This window comes from Nocardia sp. NPDC050406, assembly GCF_044459025.1.
Taxonomy (GTDB): domain Bacteria; phylum Actinomycetota; class Actinomycetes; order Mycobacteriales; family Mycobacteriaceae; genus Nocardia.
In genome coordinates this window covers 217,818-234,356 of sequence record NZ_JBITIM010000001.1, presented here as the reverse complement: position 1 = coordinate 234,356, position 16,539 = coordinate 217,818, and the positions used below count along the sequence as shown (strand labels likewise).

At 68.5% G+C, this 16,539-nt stretch carries 16 protein-coding genes; 6 read left to right on the top strand and 10 right to left on the bottom strand.

Features of this window, described 5'->3' with window-relative positions; translation table 11 throughout:
* Positions 1–66 precede the first annotated feature (66 nt).
* Together ACIBH2_RS01065 and ACIBH2_RS01060 are read left to right on the top strand one after the other, a co-directional pair.
* Entirely contained in the window at positions 67–2,124 is a 2,058-nt protein-coding gene (locus ACIBH2_RS01065; protein WP_397112068.1) for a CocE/NonD family hydrolase, read from the top strand.
* Positions 2,125–2,260: 136 nt separating this feature from the next.
* Positions 2,261–3,688 carry an ABC1 kinase family protein gene (locus tag ACIBH2_RS01060; protein ID WP_397112066.1) on the top strand — a complete coding sequence of 476 codons (1,428 nt, stop codon included), beginning with the start codon at positions 2,261–2,263 and terminating at the stop codon, positions 3,686–3,688.
* A 10-nt stretch (positions 3,689–3,698) separates the two neighbouring features.
* On the opposite strand, the gene ACIBH2_RS01055 is transcribed toward ACIBH2_RS01060, so the two are convergent.
* Both ACIBH2_RS01055 and ACIBH2_RS01050 read right to left on the bottom strand, forming a co-directional pair.
* Positions 3,699–5,228 carry a glycosyltransferase family 39 protein gene (locus ACIBH2_RS01055; protein WP_397112064.1) on the bottom strand — a complete coding sequence of 510 codons (1,530 nt, stop codon included), beginning with the start codon at positions 5,226–5,228 and terminating at the stop codon, positions 3,699–3,701.
* A 108-nt stretch (positions 5,229–5,336) separates the two neighbouring features.
* Positions 5,337–5,840, bottom strand: coding sequence for a nitroreductase family deazaflavin-dependent oxidoreductase (locus ACIBH2_RS01050; protein ID WP_397112062.1), 504 nt, complete (start codon positions 5,838–5,840; stop codon positions 5,337–5,339).
* A 7-nt stretch (positions 5,841–5,847) separates the two neighbouring features.
* On the opposite strand from ACIBH2_RS01050, the gene ACIBH2_RS01045 reads away from it, so the two are divergent.
* Entirely contained in the window at positions 5,848–6,348 is a 501-nt protein-coding gene (locus ACIBH2_RS01045) for an NUDIX domain-containing protein (RefSeq protein WP_397116741.1), read from the top strand.
* On the opposite strand, the gene ACIBH2_RS01040 is transcribed toward ACIBH2_RS01045, so the two are convergent.
* Both ACIBH2_RS01040 and abc-f read right to left on the bottom strand, forming a co-directional pair.
* A complete protein-coding gene (locus tag ACIBH2_RS01040) occupies positions 6,329–7,519 on the bottom strand; it encodes a macrolide family glycosyltransferase (RefSeq protein WP_397112060.1) in 1,191 nt (396 codons plus the stop codon). The two genes, ACIBH2_RS01045 and ACIBH2_RS01040, sit on opposite strands and share 20 nt — an antisense overlap.
* 128 nt (positions 7,520–7,647) lie before the next feature.
* A complete protein-coding gene (gene abc-f, locus ACIBH2_RS01035) occupies positions 7,648–9,255 on the bottom strand; it encodes a ribosomal protection-like ABC-F family protein (RefSeq protein ID WP_397112058.1) in 1,608 nt (535 codons plus the stop codon).
* Between the two features lie 150 nt (positions 9,256–9,405).
* Here abc-f and ACIBH2_RS01030 point away from each other — a divergent pair, with 150 nt between their 5' ends.
* On the top strand, positions 9,406–10,038 hold the full coding sequence (locus ACIBH2_RS01030) for a TetR/AcrR family transcriptional regulator (RefSeq protein WP_397112056.1): 633 nt from the start codon (positions 9,406–9,408) through the stop codon (positions 10,036–10,038).
* 247 nt (positions 10,039–10,285) lie between these two features.
* Here ACIBH2_RS01030 and ACIBH2_RS01025 read toward each other — a convergent pair whose 3' ends face one another.
* Positions 10,286–10,966: a TIGR00266 family protein gene (locus ACIBH2_RS01025; protein WP_397112054.1), complete on the bottom strand. Its 681-nt coding sequence runs from the start codon at positions 10,964–10,966 to the stop codon at positions 10,286–10,288.
* Between the two features lie 127 nt (positions 10,967–11,093).
* A complete protein-coding gene (locus ACIBH2_RS01020; protein WP_397112052.1) occupies positions 11,094–11,408 on the bottom strand; it encodes a DUF3168 domain-containing protein in 315 nt (104 codons plus the stop codon).
* Between the two features lie 283 nt (positions 11,409–11,691).
* Between ACIBH2_RS01020 and ACIBH2_RS01015 the strand changes: the two genes are divergently transcribed.
* Positions 11,692–12,102, top strand: coding sequence for a hypothetical protein (locus ACIBH2_RS01015; RefSeq protein ID WP_397112050.1), 411 nt, complete (start codon positions 11,692–11,694; stop codon positions 12,100–12,102).
* Between the two features lies 1 nt (position 12,103).
* Here the strand turns inward: ACIBH2_RS01015 and ACIBH2_RS01010 are convergent, their stop codons facing one another.
* On the bottom strand, positions 12,104–13,861 hold the full coding sequence (locus tag ACIBH2_RS01010) for an ABC transporter ATP-binding protein (RefSeq protein WP_397112048.1): 1,758 nt from the start codon (positions 13,859–13,861) through the stop codon (positions 12,104–12,106).
* 88 nt (positions 13,862–13,949) lie between these two features.
* On the opposite strand from ACIBH2_RS01010, the gene ACIBH2_RS01005 reads away from it, so the two are divergent.
* The gene (locus ACIBH2_RS01005) at positions 13,950–14,387 is read left to right on the top strand and encodes a MarR family winged helix-turn-helix transcriptional regulator (protein WP_397112045.1); all 438 of its coding nucleotides are present in this window, start codon (positions 13,950–13,952) and stop codon (positions 14,385–14,387) included.
* 24 nt (positions 14,388–14,411) lie between these two features.
* Here the strand turns inward: ACIBH2_RS01005 and ACIBH2_RS01000 are convergent, their stop codons facing one another.
* The 3 genes from ACIBH2_RS01000 to ACIBH2_RS00990 form a co-directional block, all read right to left on the bottom strand.
* Positions 14,412–14,849, bottom strand: a complete 438-nt coding sequence (locus tag ACIBH2_RS01000) for a VOC family protein (protein WP_397112043.1) — start codon at positions 14,847–14,849, stop codon at positions 14,412–14,414.
* A gap of 110 nt (positions 14,850–14,959) precedes the next feature.
* Complete coding sequence (locus ACIBH2_RS00995; RefSeq protein ID WP_397112041.1) at positions 14,960–15,457, bottom strand: hypothetical protein; 498 nt, start codon at positions 15,455–15,457, stop codon at positions 14,960–14,962.
* Positions 15,458–15,665: 208 nt separating this feature from the next.
* Positions 15,666–16,490 (bottom strand): TetR/AcrR family transcriptional regulator, encoded by an 825-nt coding sequence (locus ACIBH2_RS00990; RefSeq protein WP_397112039.1) that lies wholly within the window; start codon positions 16,488–16,490, stop codon positions 15,666–15,668.
* Positions 16,491–16,539: the final 49 nt, after the last annotated feature.

Genomic DNA, 16,539 nt, shown 5'->3' with positions numbered 1-16,539 from the left:
CCGACGACGAGGTCGCTCGATGCGCTGTGCGCGCGGCGGCCTCCCAACATCCGCAGAGGTAGATCGTTGAGAATTTCGACCCGGCCGCGCAGGGGCGGCCGTTTCGTGCTCGCCGCCGCGAGCCTGACCGCCGCCGCGCTGACGGTATCGCTGGCCCAGCCCGCCGCCGCGGTGCCCACGGCGGGGCCGGTGCCCAGCGCGCCCGCGAACTTCGGGCTGCCCGCCGACTATCAGCCGACGCCCGAGAAGTACGGCGTCGGTTACGAATTGGGCCATGTGGTGCCGCTCTCCGACGGCACCCAGATCCAGGCCGAGGTGCGGTACCCGACCGATCCGGCCACGGGTCAGCGCGCGGCCGGTGATTTCCCGGTGGTCGTCAACTTCACCACCTACGGCGCGCTGAGCAGCGCGTTGACCTCGGCGATCACCGGGGTGATCGACCAGTTCCAGATTCCGCTGCCCGATCAGCTGCGCGATGTGCGCCGCGTGATCAACCAGGCCACCAGCGCGCAGGACATGCTGGTGCGGCGCGGCTACATCGAGGTGGTCGCCGATATCCGCGGCACCGGCGGCTCCACCGGCGCATGGAATCCGGCCTCCAAACAGGACGGCCTCGACGGCGTGCAGTTGGTGGACTGGGCGGCCAAGCTGCCCGGCTCCAATGGCAAGGTCGGCATGTACGGGTACTCGTTCCCGGCGCTGACCGCGCTGCGCACCGCCGAATCGGTGGGTCCGGATTCGCCGCTGAAAGCCATTGTGCCCATGGCGATGCCGAACAATATCTTCAACGAGGTGCTCGGCCACGACGGCATGATGAGCCCGATCCTGTTGACGGCCATCTCGATTCTGGTGCCCTATCTGAGCCTCATGGGCCCGTTCATGGCGGCCGTGGTCTCACCGCAGACCTTCCTCGAATCGCTCGTCGATCACCTACAAGCGCTGGTGTCCTCCGACAGCACCATCAAACTGCTGCTGGAGGCGTACGCGGGCGGCCCGCTGGCCTACGACACCTCGTGGTGGCAGGAGCGGCGCTTCGAGACGGAGCTGAACAATCTGGTGGACAAGGGCATCGCCATGTACCAGGTGGGCGGCTTCTGGGATCTGTATCAGGAAGGGCCGCTGCGCAATTACTCGCAATTGCAGAATCTGGCGGCGGGCCGCGACCAGTTCGCGCCCATGGCCGCCGACCAGAAGGCCGACGGCCGCTACCAATTGCTCATGGGCCCTTGGTATCACGTGGGCCTCGGTGTCGGCCCCGGCTCGCGCCTCGATACGAACATGATCACCCTGGCCTGGTTCGACCGGTGGCTCAAGGACATCGACAACGGCATCGACGAGACCGATACGCCGCTGCATGTCATCGACCCCGACAACAACGCGGCCGATACCGCACGCTACCCGTTCGAGCAGACGACCGTCGAGCAGCGCTGGTTCGACGGTGACCGGTTGACCACCCAGCCGCCGACAGTGGCCGAGGCCTCGGATCGCTTGGACTACACCGGAATCGACAACATCTGCAATCGGCAGACCCTCGCCCAGTACACCGGCGGCCTGCTCGACTTCCTGTTCCGGGTGTTCAACGCCTACAACCCGTGCACGGAGTTCGTGCAGGAGCCGACGGCGGGTCGCAAGTACACCACCGATCCGGTGACCGAGCCGACCACCCTGGCGGGACCGGCCAGCGTCACCCTCTACGCCTCGTCGACGGGCACCGACGCCGCCTTCCAGGTGTGGCTCGACGATGTGGCTCCCGACGGATCGGTCGTGAACATTACGGGCGGTTCGCAATTGGCGAGTCAGCGCACGCTCAACGAGGACAAGACCTGGCGTGCGCCCGACGGCACCATCTACGCGCCCGAGCATGTGCTCACCAAGGAGCAGGAACAGCTGCTGGTGCCGGGTGAGGTGACGCGCATGGAGATCAAGCTGCGGCCGACCTTCTACCGCCTCGAGCCGGGACATTCCCTGCGCCTGCGCATTACCAGCGGCACCTTCCCGTCGACCATTCCGATTCCGACGGATCTGCCGCGCCTGCTGGGTACCTCGCAGCAGATTCACCGCGACGCGGCCCGGCCGTCGAGCCTGGTGCTGCCGCTGGCACCGGCGGGTTCCTTCACCCACTGACCCGGAAATCCGGGCTGGGGCACGGCCGGTCGCCGCGGCCGTGCCCCACCGTATCCATCGAATTCCATTGCGACATTCGGGCTGTTTCCGGCACCGACCGCGTGCCACACTGAGACAGCCGAACCGGAGGTCGAAGATGCCCGAGCCGCGCCTGGGAGGACTTCGGCGGCTGTCCCGTCGCGACGGTTCCGTCCCGACCGGTCAGCTCCCGACGAGTCCCGTCGCCCGCAATGCCAAACTCGCGACGCTCCCGGTCGCCTACGCCGCCCGCCGGGCCCGCGGTGTCGGACAGCGCGCGCTCGGTCGCTCGGCCCGTGAGATCGAACGCGATATTCAGGCGCGCACCGCCCAGCACATGTTCGAGGTGCTCGGTGAACTCAAGGGCTGCGCGGCGAAATTCGGGCAGATTCTCGCGCTCTACGAATTGGCGCTGCCGCCCGAACTCGGCGCGCCCTATCGGGAGGCGTTGAGCCGCCTGCACGATTCGGCGCCAGCCATGCTGCCGCGCGTGGTGACCGGGGTGATGGCCGAGAGCATGGGTGAGCACTGGCGCGCCCGATTCCTCGATTTCGACACTCGCGCCTGCGCCGCGGCATCGGTGGGGCAGGTGCACCGGGCGCGCTGGCACGACCGCCGCCCCGTCGCGGTGAAGATCATGTATCCCGGTGCGCGCCACGCGGTGCGCCAGGATCTCGAGCAGTTGCGCCGCCTCGCGCCGCTCACCGAGGTGCTGTTGCCGGGCGCGGATGTGCGGTCGGTGAACGATGCCATCGCCGCCTGTATCAGTGACGAGCTCGACTACGCGCGCGAGGCGCGGACCCAGCGGACCTATGCCGAGGCCTACGCCGACGACCCGGATTTCGTGGTGCCGAGGGTGGTGCATCAGCAGGGCGATGTGCTGATCTCCGAATGGGTGGACGGGATTCCGATGCAGCGGCTCATCGTCTCCGGCGCACCGGAGGAGCGCAATCGGATCGGGGCGCTGCTGTTGCGTTTCGTCATGTCGAGTATCGAGCGCACCGGGCTGCTCTACACCGATCCGCATCCGGGCAATTTCCGGATCATGCGCGACGGCCGCCTCGGGGTGGTCGACTACGGTGCCTGCTCCCCCGTTCCGGCCGATTTCCCCGCGCTGGTGGGCGAACTCGGTGACGCGCTGCTCAACGGCGGGCCCGACGACCTCGACGCGGCGCTGCGCTGGCACGGATTCGTCCCGGCCGGAGGCGGTTTCGATATCGCGGCCTTCGACGAGCTCATCGATCCCATTCGGGAATTGATCGCCGCGGAGTCGGTGCACATGACCACGCCGTGGCTGCGGGAGCGGGTGTTGCGCGCGACGGAGCTGCGCCTGACCAATGTGGCGCGGCAATTGACCGCTCCGGCCGAGCTCACGCCGGTCGGGCGGGCCGTCCTCGCCACCACCGGCGTGCTGTGCCAGCTCGGCGCGCAGGGGCCGCTGCGGGACGAAATCGTCTCCTACGTCCCCGAATTGGGGGGCGTCGTCGAGCGCTACCAGCGGCGTGCGGGCGAAGTGACGGCGCTGCGATTCGACAATTCGGCCTGACTCGGTCGCGTCACAGGCTCATCCACTCCGGCCAGACGGTCGACCACGACCCCTTCAAGCCGGTGCACCGATAGAAGGTGACGTCCTTTGTCTCCCCAGGGAATCCGAGTCGCGTGTCCACCCGGCCGACCGGCTCCACCCCCGTGAAGCGTTCGCGCAGTTCGGGCTCGTCGAAGCCGACCGCCAGGACGGTCGCGGCGTCGTCGGTGGGACTGCCGAAGTAGCCGAAGCCGCGTTTGGGACTGTAGATCGGGGGCAGTCGGTCGCGGCCCAGCTGATCCAATGCGCTGGCCTGCCAATAGGTTTCGGTGAGAACCACCGTCGCGGCCCGCTCGGTGGGCGCGAGCGCGTCATAGGCCGCGGTCACCTCGTCGGTCAGTTCGGGCCAGCCGAAGGAGCCGTAGGTGCCGATATTGAGCGCGGCCTCGACATCATCGCTGACCGGTGTGATGTCCTCGGGTGAGCGCCACGGGATCGCCGACCCCATGAGCAGCAGCGCCACGGCCGTGAGCAGCGCCGTGAACCCGATCAGCAGGCGTCGCCGCACCCGACTTCCGCTGCGCAGCACCGCCACCCAGCCGACCGCGCCCGCCGCGAGGACGACGCCGTACATTCCGGCGGGATAGTAGATCCGCCCGCCGGTGAGCATGAAGACCACCCACAGCAGCAGCATCGCGACGCCTAGAAAACGGTACGGCCGCAACGGCTCCCAGGCCAGGAGCGCCCATACGCCGCCGATCAGCAACAGCACGCCCAAGGGCCCGGCGATCGCTATGGACGCGGGGACGAACAGCAGGCGACCGCCCAACAGGCCCTGCTGTTCGCCGATCACCTGTCCCAGGGCCAGATACGGCCAGTCGCGCCCGGCCTGCCACACCAATTGCGGAATCGTCGTCACCACCACGACGGCTCCGCCCAGCCACAGCAGCGGCCGTCGTACCAGCTCGCGCGGTCCGCAGAGGAGGCTGGCCGCGACGGCACACAGCCAGAAGAACGGAATCAGCCACTTCACCTGCATATCGACCGCGGTGACCAGGGCGGCCGCCAGCAGCAGCCGGTCGTCGCGCACCCGCACCCAGCGCACCACCAGCCAGGTGATGATCACCCACAGGGCGGTGTCGACGGTATTGGTGGTGAGCATCGAGCCCTGCAACAGCAGGAACGGCGAGCTCGCGTACCCGCCCGCCGCCAACAGCTGCGCCGCGCGGCCGCCGCCGAATTCCCGGGCGGTCAGGGCGCACACCACGATCGCCGCCACCGTGAGCAGCACGGCGGGCAGACGCACCGCCCAGAACGAGCCCGGCGCGAGAGCGTCCATGAGCGCGGCCAGCAGCGGCACCAGCGGTCCCTGGTCGGCGTAGTCGACCGACAGTCGCCGTCCCGCCGCCAGGAAGTACAGCTCGTCGCCGAAATACCCGTAGCGCGAGGCGGAGTAGACCAGGATGCCCGCGCCGACCGCCGCGATGGCGGCGATACCGGGCCTGGCCACTGACGGTGGACCGGCCGTGCGGTGACGTTCTCGATCCAGTACCTCGGTCACAGCATTCCCCTACCGAATTCGGTCGATGGATATGCTCGAATCTAGTGCCGTGCCATCGGGTCGCGCGTCAGCCCAGAGGTCGATTCCGCACCCTCCGTGCGGCGTAGTTCAGCGCGCTGCGCGGGCCTGCACGTAGTACTCGGCCCGCAGCGCCACCAGGGCTTGGCGCACACCGAGCGGAGCCCAGCTCGCCGAGGCGTCCCGGCCCACCACGATCTCGGTGAGGGTGACGGTGCGCCCGCGGGTCTCGAAGTCGAATTTCCCGGCCGCGCGAATATTCTTGAGCCAGTCCACATCTCGGCCGTAGGTCAGGGCGATGCGGTAGCCGCCGTCGCGTTCGAAGACCGCGACCGGGGCCCGGTAGGTCCGCCCGGAATTGCGGCCGGTGTGCACCACGATCCCGAAACCCGGTGCGTAGCGCGCCATTACGCCGAGCACCGGATTGGTGACGCTTCGATTGAGTCTGGCCAGGGCCTGCGGCAGCGGCATGGCGGCGTCCTCTCCGACGAAAGCATGTGCGTCCCAGACGTTACGCCGCCGGGGCCCGCACGCGCACCCGCCACCGGCCGCGGCGATGATGGTGACGCCCAGGATGCGAGAGGAGCCCGCCATGTCGGAGATGATCGCCGTGTACGACGCCGCCGGTCACGAGGTCGGCGCGCGGGAGCGATCCGAGGTGTACGCGGAGGGCCTGTGGCATGCCAGCGCCGGGGTGCTGGTGCGCTCGGGCGACGGTTCCCGCCTCTACGTGCACCGTCGCACCGACACCAAGATGGTCTTCGCCGGAATGCACGACTGCCTCGCGGGCGGCGTGGTCGAACCCGGTGAATCCCCGGCCGAGACGGCGGTCCGGGAATTGGCCGAGGAGCTCGGCATCGTCGCCGATACCGAGCCGCGCCCCCTGTCCACGGCCTCCTGGGACGGCGAATGGGCGGGCCGCCCCATGCGCTGCCACCTGTTCGCCTACGAGGTGCGCTGGGACGGCCCGATCCGGCATCAGCCCGAGGAGATCGCCGAGGGCTGGTGGTGGACCGACGCGCGATTGCGCGCCCACCTCGACGACCCGACCTGGCCGTTCGTGCCCGACACCCGCGCGTTCATCACCGAACTGCTGCGCTGAGCAGCTTCTCGACGAGGTCGGCGGCACGCGCGGTACCGCCCTCGGCGATCGCCTCGGCCCGCAGTCGCGCCGAGCGGCGGGCGACCTCGGCATCGCCGACGAGATCCGTCAGCGCGGCGCGCAGCCGCTCGGCGGTGGCCTGGTCGGTGTCGATGCGCCGGGCCACGCCCAACTCGACCAGCCGATCGGCGTTCATGAACTGTTCGGCGGCCTGCGGTACGGCGATCATCGGCACTCCCGCCAGCAGGCCTTCGCCACAGCCTCCCATGCCCGCGTGGGTGACGAAGGCATCCGCCCGCGCCAGGATCGCGCGCTGCGGAACCCACTGGTGCACCTCGACATTGGCTGGGATATCGCCGAGTTCGCTCGGGTCGGTGTACTTGCCGATCTGGAGTACGACATGCCAGCCGGGCAGGTCGCCGTAGGCGGCCAGGCACCGGCGGTAGAACTCCGGCTGGCGGGTGTAGGCCGAACCGAGGGAAACGAGCAGGACCTTCTCCGCGTCCACCGGGCGTCTCCACTCCTCTACTCCGGCACGCGGGTCGAAGCAGGGTCCGACGAAGGTCACCACGTCGGTGTCCACACTGTCGGCCCGCGGTTGCATCGCCCGCGGAATCAGGGCGAGGGCCCGGTTGGGTACGCCGGAGAAGCTGTCCACGTCGAGCGTGGTCGCACCACAGTCGGCGAGCCACCGGGCGAACTCGGCCCGATAGGCGTCGGCTCCGGGGAGCTGTCGCAGGTGGGCGGCGACCTCCTGGTCGTAGCCGTCCCAGGCCACGAACGTCGGAGACAGTTGCAGCACAGGACGGTCCTGCGCTTCGGCGAGAGCGCGCGCGGCGTACGCGCCGATGTCGTACAGGTACAGATCCGCGCGGTCCTGGTCGTAGGCGGCGCGCAATTGCGGGAGTGCCGCCTCGGCGTCGGCGAGAAACAGGTTCATCGCGGCGATGGGGTCGTCGGGCCAGTCGTTGTCCGCGACCGGCAAACCCGAAGCGCAGGAGACGAATTCGGCCCCGGTCGCGGTGATCAGGTCGGCCACGGCCGGATCGTTGGCGTAGGTGACGCGGTGCCCACGGGCCACCAGTTCGCGAATGATCTCGAGGCTCGGCAGGACGTGACTGACGATGGGAATGCCGACCATCGCGATGTGGGCGGGATGACGAATTGGCATAGGAGTTCACTCGTTTCAGGTCGTGTGTGGTGGAGTCGGCTCACCGCCGACGGGTACGTACGCGCGCACCCACCGGCGGGCACCCAGCTCCGCGCGACGAGGCCCCTTCGGGGAGTGCGCATTCGGCGTCAGACGGTCGCGGTGGCCCGTAGGTCGAGGCGGGTTCCTGTCCAGCGCGCCCGCAGGCGGCGGTCGTGGCTGACCATGACCACCGCCCCGCGGTAGTCGGCCAACGCGGCTTCCAATTCCTCGACCACGGCGGGCGATAGATGGTTGGTGGGCTCGTCGAGCAGAAGGACATCGGCTGGTTCGGTGACGAGGCGCGCCAGGGCGAGGCGTTGACGCTGACCGGTGGACAGTTCCGCCACGCGAGTCGTGAGACGGTCGCGTCCGAACAGGCCCACCGACATCAGACGCTCGGCGTGGTGGTCCAGGGTGCCCGCGCGACCGCGCGCGAAGGCCTCCAGGAGGGTCTGCCCCGGTTGGGCGGGCGGTGGTTCCTGGGCGAGGTAACCGATTCTGCCGCAACGGGTCACGCTGCCGTGCTCGGGAGTGAGCGTGCCCGCCAGTACCCGCAGCAGGGTGGACTTGCCCGCCCCGTTCGGTCCGGTGATCAGCAGCCGATCGCCGCCCGCGACGGTGAGACTCGTCGGTTCGAGCCTGCCGGGCAGGGCGATGTCGGTGGCGTCGAGGACGGTGCCCCGAATCCGGTTGGCGCGCAGTGCGGGCGTGAACCGCAGTGGTTGCGGTGGTGCCGGTACCGGGTCCGCGAGCAGACGGCGCAGGCGTTCCTCGGCATTGCGCACCCGGCTGGCCAGGGACTGCTGCACCCGCCCTCCGGCCCGGTCGTAGGCCATCTTGTTGTTGTCCTTCATCGCCCGGCCCGGGGCGACCTGGCGGGCCGTGCTGGCGGCGGCCTCCCGCATGCGGTCGACGTCGGCGCGCCACTGCTCGTGCGCCAGCACCCACCGCTGCCGCGCGGCCGCCTTCTCGGCGAGAAATCCGTTGTAGCCGTTGCCATATCGGGTCACACACCGCCGATCGGCATCGACCTCCAGCAGGCTGGTGGCGACCCGCTCGAGGAAGGCCCGGTCATGAGAGACCGCCACCGTCGTCCCGCGACGGGCGCGCAGATGGTCCTCCAGCCAGGTCAGCGCGGCATCGTCGAGATGGTTCGTGGGCTCGTCGAGCAACAGCACCTCGGTACCGGCCGCCAGCACGGCGGCCAGCCGCAGCCGGACCTGTTCGCCGCCGGACAAGCCGCCGACCAGGCGATCGCGGGCCACCAGGCCCACGCCCAGGCCGTGCAGCGCACGCTCCACGCGGGCGTCGGCCTCGTAGCCGCCACGCAGCTCGAAAACCGTTGACAGCTCGCCGTATTCGACCAGCCCGGACTCGTCCCCGGACGCCATCGCGGCTTCGAGACGACGCATCCGCCGCTCGATCGACCGCAGCTCGCTGAGGGCTCGATCGATGACCTGTTGGACGGTCATCTCGGGCGGCAGCGGCTCGTCCTGCGCCAGATATCCGACACCGCCGTCGGCTTGTACGACGATCTCGCCGCTGTCGGGCAGCTCCCGCCCGGCGAACAGGCGCAGCAGGGTCGTCTTGCCGGAGCCGTTCTCCCCGATGATGCCGGTGCGCTCACCCGCGGCGAGCGCGCAGGTCACCTCATCGAGAACCGGACGACCGTGGAAGGACTTGGTGACCGCGAGCGCGGTGATCTGGGTTGGCATACGCACACTCCGAAGCATTCGAGGACGACACGGTCAGGGACCGCAGGGTCGGGTGAACACTTCGAATGAGCATCGGCAAACCTCACTAGTGCGACGACTGTTGCGTTAACATGGTTGCACATCTCCTCCCATCGAGCAAGAGGGACTTCCGTGAGTGCTCCATCACCGAGCGATACCCCCACACCCCGAACACGCCCGGGTGGCCGCACCGCCCGCAATCGCGAACAGGTCCTGGATGCCGTGCGCGCGGAATTGACCGAAAACGGTTACGACGCACTGACTGTCGACACGGTCGCCGCCCGCGCGGGCGTGCACCGGACCACGGTGTATCGCCGCTGGCGCGATGTCGGCGGCCTCATCGCGGACCTCTTCGCCGCCGCGCGCGATATCGACTGGCAGCCGCGTGACACCGGCACGCTGCGCGGTGACCTGGCCGCGCTCAACCACGAGATTCAGGACTCGCTCACCGAGGAGTCCTCGATCGCGATGGCGCTCATCGCGGTGTCGTTCCGCTCCGAGGAGGCCGCGCGGGCGCTGCGGCGACTATGGGAGGACCGCTACGCGCAATCCGAGATCGTGGTGGACCGGGCGATCCAACGCGGCGAACTCCCCGCCGAGACCGACGCGCGCGCTCTGCTGATCGCGGCTACCGCGCCGCTCTACCACCACGTGGTCCTGCTCCGAACCACATTCGACCCCGAGCTCCCCGATCGGGCGGCAGCCAGCGCGGCCCTCGCCGCCCAGTCCGGCGCGTTCACCCCTCAGGCGACCGCCGCCCTCTGACATCCCCCCGAATACGACAACAGCCCATCGAGCCCGCGCGACCCGATGGGCTGTAGTCGTGCAGCCCGCGACTATTTTCCGGCGCTACCGGTGAACAGTCCCTGAACGGCCTTGATCAGTACATCGGCCAGAAAATCCGAGGCGGATCCGGACACGGTTGTCTCCTCATCTTCGTAGTGTCAGACATCTGAAGCATGGCTGATTCACATTCTCGGCGAGGTTGGTTTCGGTTGTGACGCGCCTCACATTACCCCGAGGACGACGCCGAACCGATCCAGGCCGAGAACGCGCCCGGATTTCGCGTTTGCAGCAGCACCCGACCGGGGCCGACGAAGTCGAAGACGAAGCCCTCACCCGATTTGAGCGATTGCAGCGATCGACCCGAGACCGCGCGCCGGATGGTGAAGTTCATGGCGAGGTCGTAGGCGACCACATGTCCGGTGTCGATCGTGACGGGCTCGCCCGGGGCCAGGTCGATGACGTCGATGGCTCCGAAGACGCCGAGCACCACCTCGCCGTTGCCGTGCGCGCGCAGGCCGAAGCCGCCCTCGCCGCCGAAGAGATTCGCGAATCCGCCCCATTTGGCCTCGATCTCGACGCCGTGCGAATTCGCGATCCACCCGCCGCGGCTGATGAAGAACGGCCGGTCCTGGGTGATGGTGAGCGCCAGCATGTCGCCGGGCAGGGCGGGCGCGACGTCCACCCAGCCGCCCTGCTGCGGCGCGGTGAATGTGGAGACGAAGAACGATTCGCCCGCCAGGACCGACCGCTTGAGCCCCGCGAGGATGCCGCCTTCGGCCTTGGCCTGCAACGTGACTCCCGCCGAGTGCGCCACCATGGCGCCGCTCTCCACACGCATGGGCTCACCCCCGGCGAGGAAGCACCGCGCGATGGTCGACGACGGATTGTGTCGCAGTTGAACCTTCATAGCGGCGACGTTAGCAGCGAATTCGGGTGCGCCGCCCCCGATTACCGGCGCGTCCGGTACTCGGACACGCCGGTTCGGCTCCCGGCGTCACGGCTGGTGAAATCGGCTGCGGTGTACCGCTTTCCGGTCAGTAGGTGACCACCTGCCACGTTTGCAGCGAGAACGGCAGATCGCAGCTGCTCCAGGACTGCTGCGCGCCTACGGCCGGATTGCCCCAGCGCTCGTAGCTGGTCCACCAGTTCCACCACGCCCAGCAGGTGATGCGGACCTGATGGCGAATGCCGTCGCCGCACTGGGAGTAGGCCGCCGTGGCGGCGACCGGATTCACCGAACACCAATTGCCCGGTTGGGCCTGGGCGGCGGGTGCGCCCAGCAGCACACCGGCCCCGAGCAGTGCGGTGGCGGACGCGCTCACCGCCATGCGCTTCAGCATCGCGTTCATGACTACCTCCGGCGTGGGGCGTTTCGCCCCGACCCGCAACCGGCCCACGCGCTGTGATCCGAGCTCCGGCGGACGCCGTGACCAGCGGCCACCCTTACGTGAGCTACATCACCGATGCCATCGCTCCCGTTACGGCAAATGCCCAGCACATGGTCGAGACGCAACTCGCCCGAGCGGCGATGCGCCGGTAACGCGTGCATGATCGCGGTTCGATGGGTAGATCGATGCCGTACATCAAGTCGATCGGACCCGCGCGGACCGATCACCGATAGATGGGGAGCGAATGAATACGATCGCCCGAAGCGTCACCCGCATCGCCGCCACCGCCGCCGTCACCGGAGCCGCCCTCGCGCTGGGCACCGGCGTCGCCGCCGCCGACGAATGGCCGGTGCAGAATCCCAACAGCCCGGTCTCGGTCTACGAGGCCAGGGACATGCTGACCCCGACCGATCCGAACTACTGGAATCCGTTGGTGTCGCAGAACCGCCTCACCTCGCCCTACGGCAACAGCACGCGGGTCGTGTGCACCGCGTTCCACGGCGTGACCATGGAGTGCTACCAGGCCGACAAGGACGGCAACCCGCACAAGCTGAGCAGGCTGCCGTTCAACTTCCCGTCCATCACCGGCTGGAACCTGCCCGGCGGCGGGCCGAGCCACTTCGTCTGGCCGGGCTACATTCCGGGTGTGAGCTGATTCAACTCACCGCCAGCACCTCGTCGCGCGCGAGTAGATCCGCGTAGAAACCGTTGCGCGCCAACAGCTCCGGATGGGAGCCGCGTTCCACCACGCGGCCGCGATCGAGCACCACGATCTGATCCGCGGCGCGAATCGTGGAGAGCCGGTGCGCGATGGTGAGGGTGGTGCGCCCGGCGGAGAGGGTGTCGATGGCGTCCTGGACCTCGCGTTCGGTGCGGGTGTCCAGGGCGCTGGTCGCCTCGTCGAGCACCAGGATGGGCGGATTGCGCAGGATGGCGCGGGCCACCGCGAGGCGCTGTTTCTCACCGCCGGAGAACCGGTAGCCGCGCTCGCCGACGAGGGTGTCGTAGCCGTCGGGCAGGGCGGCGATGTGGTCGTGGATCTGCGCGGCCCGCGCCGCCGAGTGCAGCTCCGCGTCGGTCGCCTCGGGTTTCGCGAAGCGCAGATTGTCCGCCACCGAGGCGTGGAACAGGTACGTCTCCTGCGAGACGACACCGACGGTCGCCGACAGATCGGCGAAACTCAGGTCCCGCACATCGATGCCGTCGATGGTCACGCGCCCCGAGGTGGCGTCGTAGAGTCGGGCCACGAGGTAGCCGAGAGTCGTTTTGCCGGAACCTGTTTCACCGACGATCGCGAGACTGGTTCCCGCTGGAACGTCGATGTCGATATCGCGCAGCACCTTTCGGTCCGCGTCGTAGGCGAATCCCACATGCTCGAATCGCACCGCGCCGTTAATTCCCTTGGCGGGCAACGCGACCGGTTTCGCGGGCTCGGCGATATCCGGTCGCAGATCCAGGTATTCGAAGATGCGCGCGAACAGCGCCAGGGAACTCTGCACCTCCACACCGGTGGACAGCAGCATGACGGCGGGCCGCAGCAGCCCGGCCTGCAAGGTCGTGAACGCGACCAGGGTGCCGATGGACACCAGCGGAGTCCCCGCGGCGGACGACAATCCGGCCGCCCAGTAGACGACGGCGGGCATGGCCGCCATGACGATGGTGATGGTCGACTGCCGCCAGCGCCCGGCCATCCCGGATCGGATCTCGAGGTCGACGAGGCCGCGCGACTCCCGCGCGAAGTTCTCGACCAGCGCGGGTGAGCGACCCATGGTGCGCCCCAACAGAATTCCGCTCACCGACAGCGACTCCTCGACGATGGCCGACATCGCGGCCAACTGCTGCTGCCGCTCGCCGGTGATGCGACGCCGTTCGGAGCCGACCCGGCGGGAGATCCACACGAAGAACGGCAACATGGCCAGGGAGACCAGCGTGAGTCGCCAGTCGAGGGCGAACATGGCGATCACCGCGACCAGCACCGAGGTGAAGTTCGCGATCAGCGAGGTCGCCGTCGAGGTGACGGTGGACTGCATCCCGCCGATGTCATTGGCGATGCGCGACTGCACCTCGCCGGTGCGGGTGGCGGTGAAGAACGACAGCGGCATGGACTGTAGGCGCGCGTACACCGCGGTGCGCAGATCGTGCATGACCCGCTGGCCCACCGTGGTGGACAGGTAGGTCTGCCAGACGCCGAAGACCGAGGTCAACGCGGCCACGGCGATCATGCCGAGCGCGAGCAGCGTCAATAGACCGGTACGGCCGTACGGTAACGCGTCGTCGATGACGGCGCGCACCATGAACGGCGACGCCAATCCCACCACCGAGGACAGACCGACCAGTGCGGCGACCACCGCGAGCCGGGAACGATATGGACGAAACAGCCGGAGGATCCGGCGAAGTTCGGATCGGGCAGCCATAGGCACGCCTCCCTCCCCTCAGGAACGTCCCCTATAACTGAGCTTGGCTCACAATTGTTCCACGAAACAATGAGCTACGCTCAAAAATATGACGGAGGCCTCCGACCCCGACCTGCCCGAGCTGTTCCTGCGCACGGCCAAACGCATCCGCCGCGCCCAGCTCACCGAACTGGCCCCGCTGGGTCTCACCCCCGGTCAGGGCCGCGCCCTGCGCATTCTCGGCCACGCCGACGAACCCCTGCGTATGTCCGCTATCGCCGAGCGTCTCGGCATCGTCCCGCGCTCGGCCACCACGGTCGTCGACGCCCTGGAGTCGGCTGGCCTGATCGCCCGCACCACCGACCCGACCAATCGCCGCGCCACCCTGGTAACCCTCACCGACTCCGGCCGCGCCGCCCTCACCCGCATGGCGGAGGCCCGCCGCAAGGCGGCCCAGGACCTCTTCGCGACTCTCTCCCCCGCCCGCCGCGACCTCTTGCGCGAAATCCTCGCCGAACTCGACAGCACCCCACCCGCGCACCCGTAGACGGTGCCGCGCGCCGCTCGGACGTCAGTTCTTCTTCAGCTCCTCGGCGAGCATCACGATGATGCCGCTGGGACCGCGGACGTAGGTGAGCTTGTAGATGTCCTGATAGGTGGCCACGCCGCGCAGCGGATGGCATCCGTGTTTCGCGGCTATCTCGAGGGCTTCGTCGATGTCGTCGACGGAGAAGGCGACGCGGTGCATGCCGATCTCGTTGGGGCGAGTGGGATTCGATTCGATCGCTTCGGGATGGATGTACTCGAAGAGCTCGAGGCGACCGTGACCGTCCGGCGTTTGCAGCATCGCGATCTTGGCGTGGTTGCCATCGAGGCCGACGGCGGTGTCGGTCCACTCACCGCTCACCGTGTCGCGGCCGAGGACCGTGAGACCGAGGTCTGTGAAAAAGGAGATCGCTGCTTCGAGGTCGCGGACGGCGATGCCGACGTTCTCGAGTTTGATGGCCATGCGTCGCATGCTAGCGAGATGAGCTGGTCAGCGTCGCTGACGAGACGGAACTCGGTAGGGCACGTGGCACGCGGGCCGCGTCCGATCGGAGCCCGCGTGCGCAGGACGCGTCAGGCGGGGCCTTCGGGGCGTGGTCGGTCGGCGTCGCCGTGCGAGGTCGGGTCCTGGTCGCTGTCTGTGGCGGGACGGATTCTGCGGGGTCTGGCCATGCGCCGTCTGCCAACCGGGGCGTCGTCACCGGCTCGTTTACGGCGAGATGCGCCGAAATCGATGACATCGGCGTCGTTTCCAGTGCCCTCCGCGGCGTCCTTCGGCGTGGCGGGGCCGGGGGTGACGAGCCAGCCGGTCTCGCAGACCAGTTCCGAGCGTAGGACGGGGCGCGTGGGCGGGGGCTCGTTGATGCCTTCGGCGAGCCAGGCTTGGTGGGGACGGCGGTCGTTGACTTCTTCGGTGGTGCGGCGCGGGCGGCGGGGCAGGCGGATGAGCTTGGAGGAGCGGTCACCGGTGTCGGGCGAGCCTTCCAGTTTCCGGCGTAGGCGCTCCACCGCGTCGAAGCGGTGCCCGCCGGTGCCGGGCGCTCCCCGTCCGGGCATGTTCTGATCAGACATCGAACTCACCTGCCGACGGGCGCCGGGGCACCCGTCGGGGTCCCGGGGGCCGAGGCCCCGACTCGGTCTCTGGACTTCTTCATCGCGCCGCTCACGTCCGTATTGTCCCTTATCGCGTGGAGGGTTTGGCCGGAGCGGTCACACACCGTGCCTTCGTGTCGTCGAAGCGACCTCCGCATGCGAATTTCGACCGTTCCGGCCAACTCCCCTATTCCCCCAGCAGTCTAAGCACAACCGGCCGCGACAATGTACCCGCGACCTGCCGAGCGAGCTGGTTGGCCCCCGCACCGTCCGCATGGGCCGCTCGCAAGGCCGCCCCCAACTCTTCCCGCGCGGCATCGGCGGCAGCCTGCGCCTCCCGCAGCCGTCGAGCCGCCCGGTCCACGGCGTCCACGGGCGATTCATCCGCCACCTCGGACGAGCCGGTCAACTCATTGACCACTCCTGCGCCGTCCGTCTCCCGCCGCATCGCCGCCCGCGCGAATTCCTGCATGAACCGTTTGGTCGTGTCGGCGTCCTCGGCCGCCGCGCCCAACAGCAGCCGCGTCGTCTGCGGTACCGCGTGCGTCCAATTGGCCAGGCCACACAGCGCGAGCAATACCAAGCCCGCCCGGCGCTCGTCGACGTCGAACTGCTCCTGGGCCCGATCGAATTTGCGCACATAGTGTTCCGCGCGCCAGCCGTCGATATCGTGCGCGTCCGCGCCGCGGTGCAGGCCCTCCCACAGCAGCAGTCGCAACAACTGCGGATTGTCGTGGTGGTAGTCGAACAGCTTGCCCACGTACTCGCCGGGTTCGGTATCGGCGAGCGGCTGCACCACCTCGAAGAACTCGCTCATGGTGTCGATGAGGATGATGTCGAACAGCTTGTCCTTGCTGCCGAACAGGCCGTAGATGCGCTCCTTGTTCACCCCGGCCGCCTCCGCGATCCGGTCGACCCGCGCCCCGGCCAGACCGTACTGGGCGAATTCGTCACGGGCGGCGCACAGCAGCGCCCGCCGGGTCGCGTCGCTGCGTTTGATCGGAGCGGTCATGGCGGCGACTTTACCAGAATTTTAAACCAACTATTTGGTTGACAGTGCC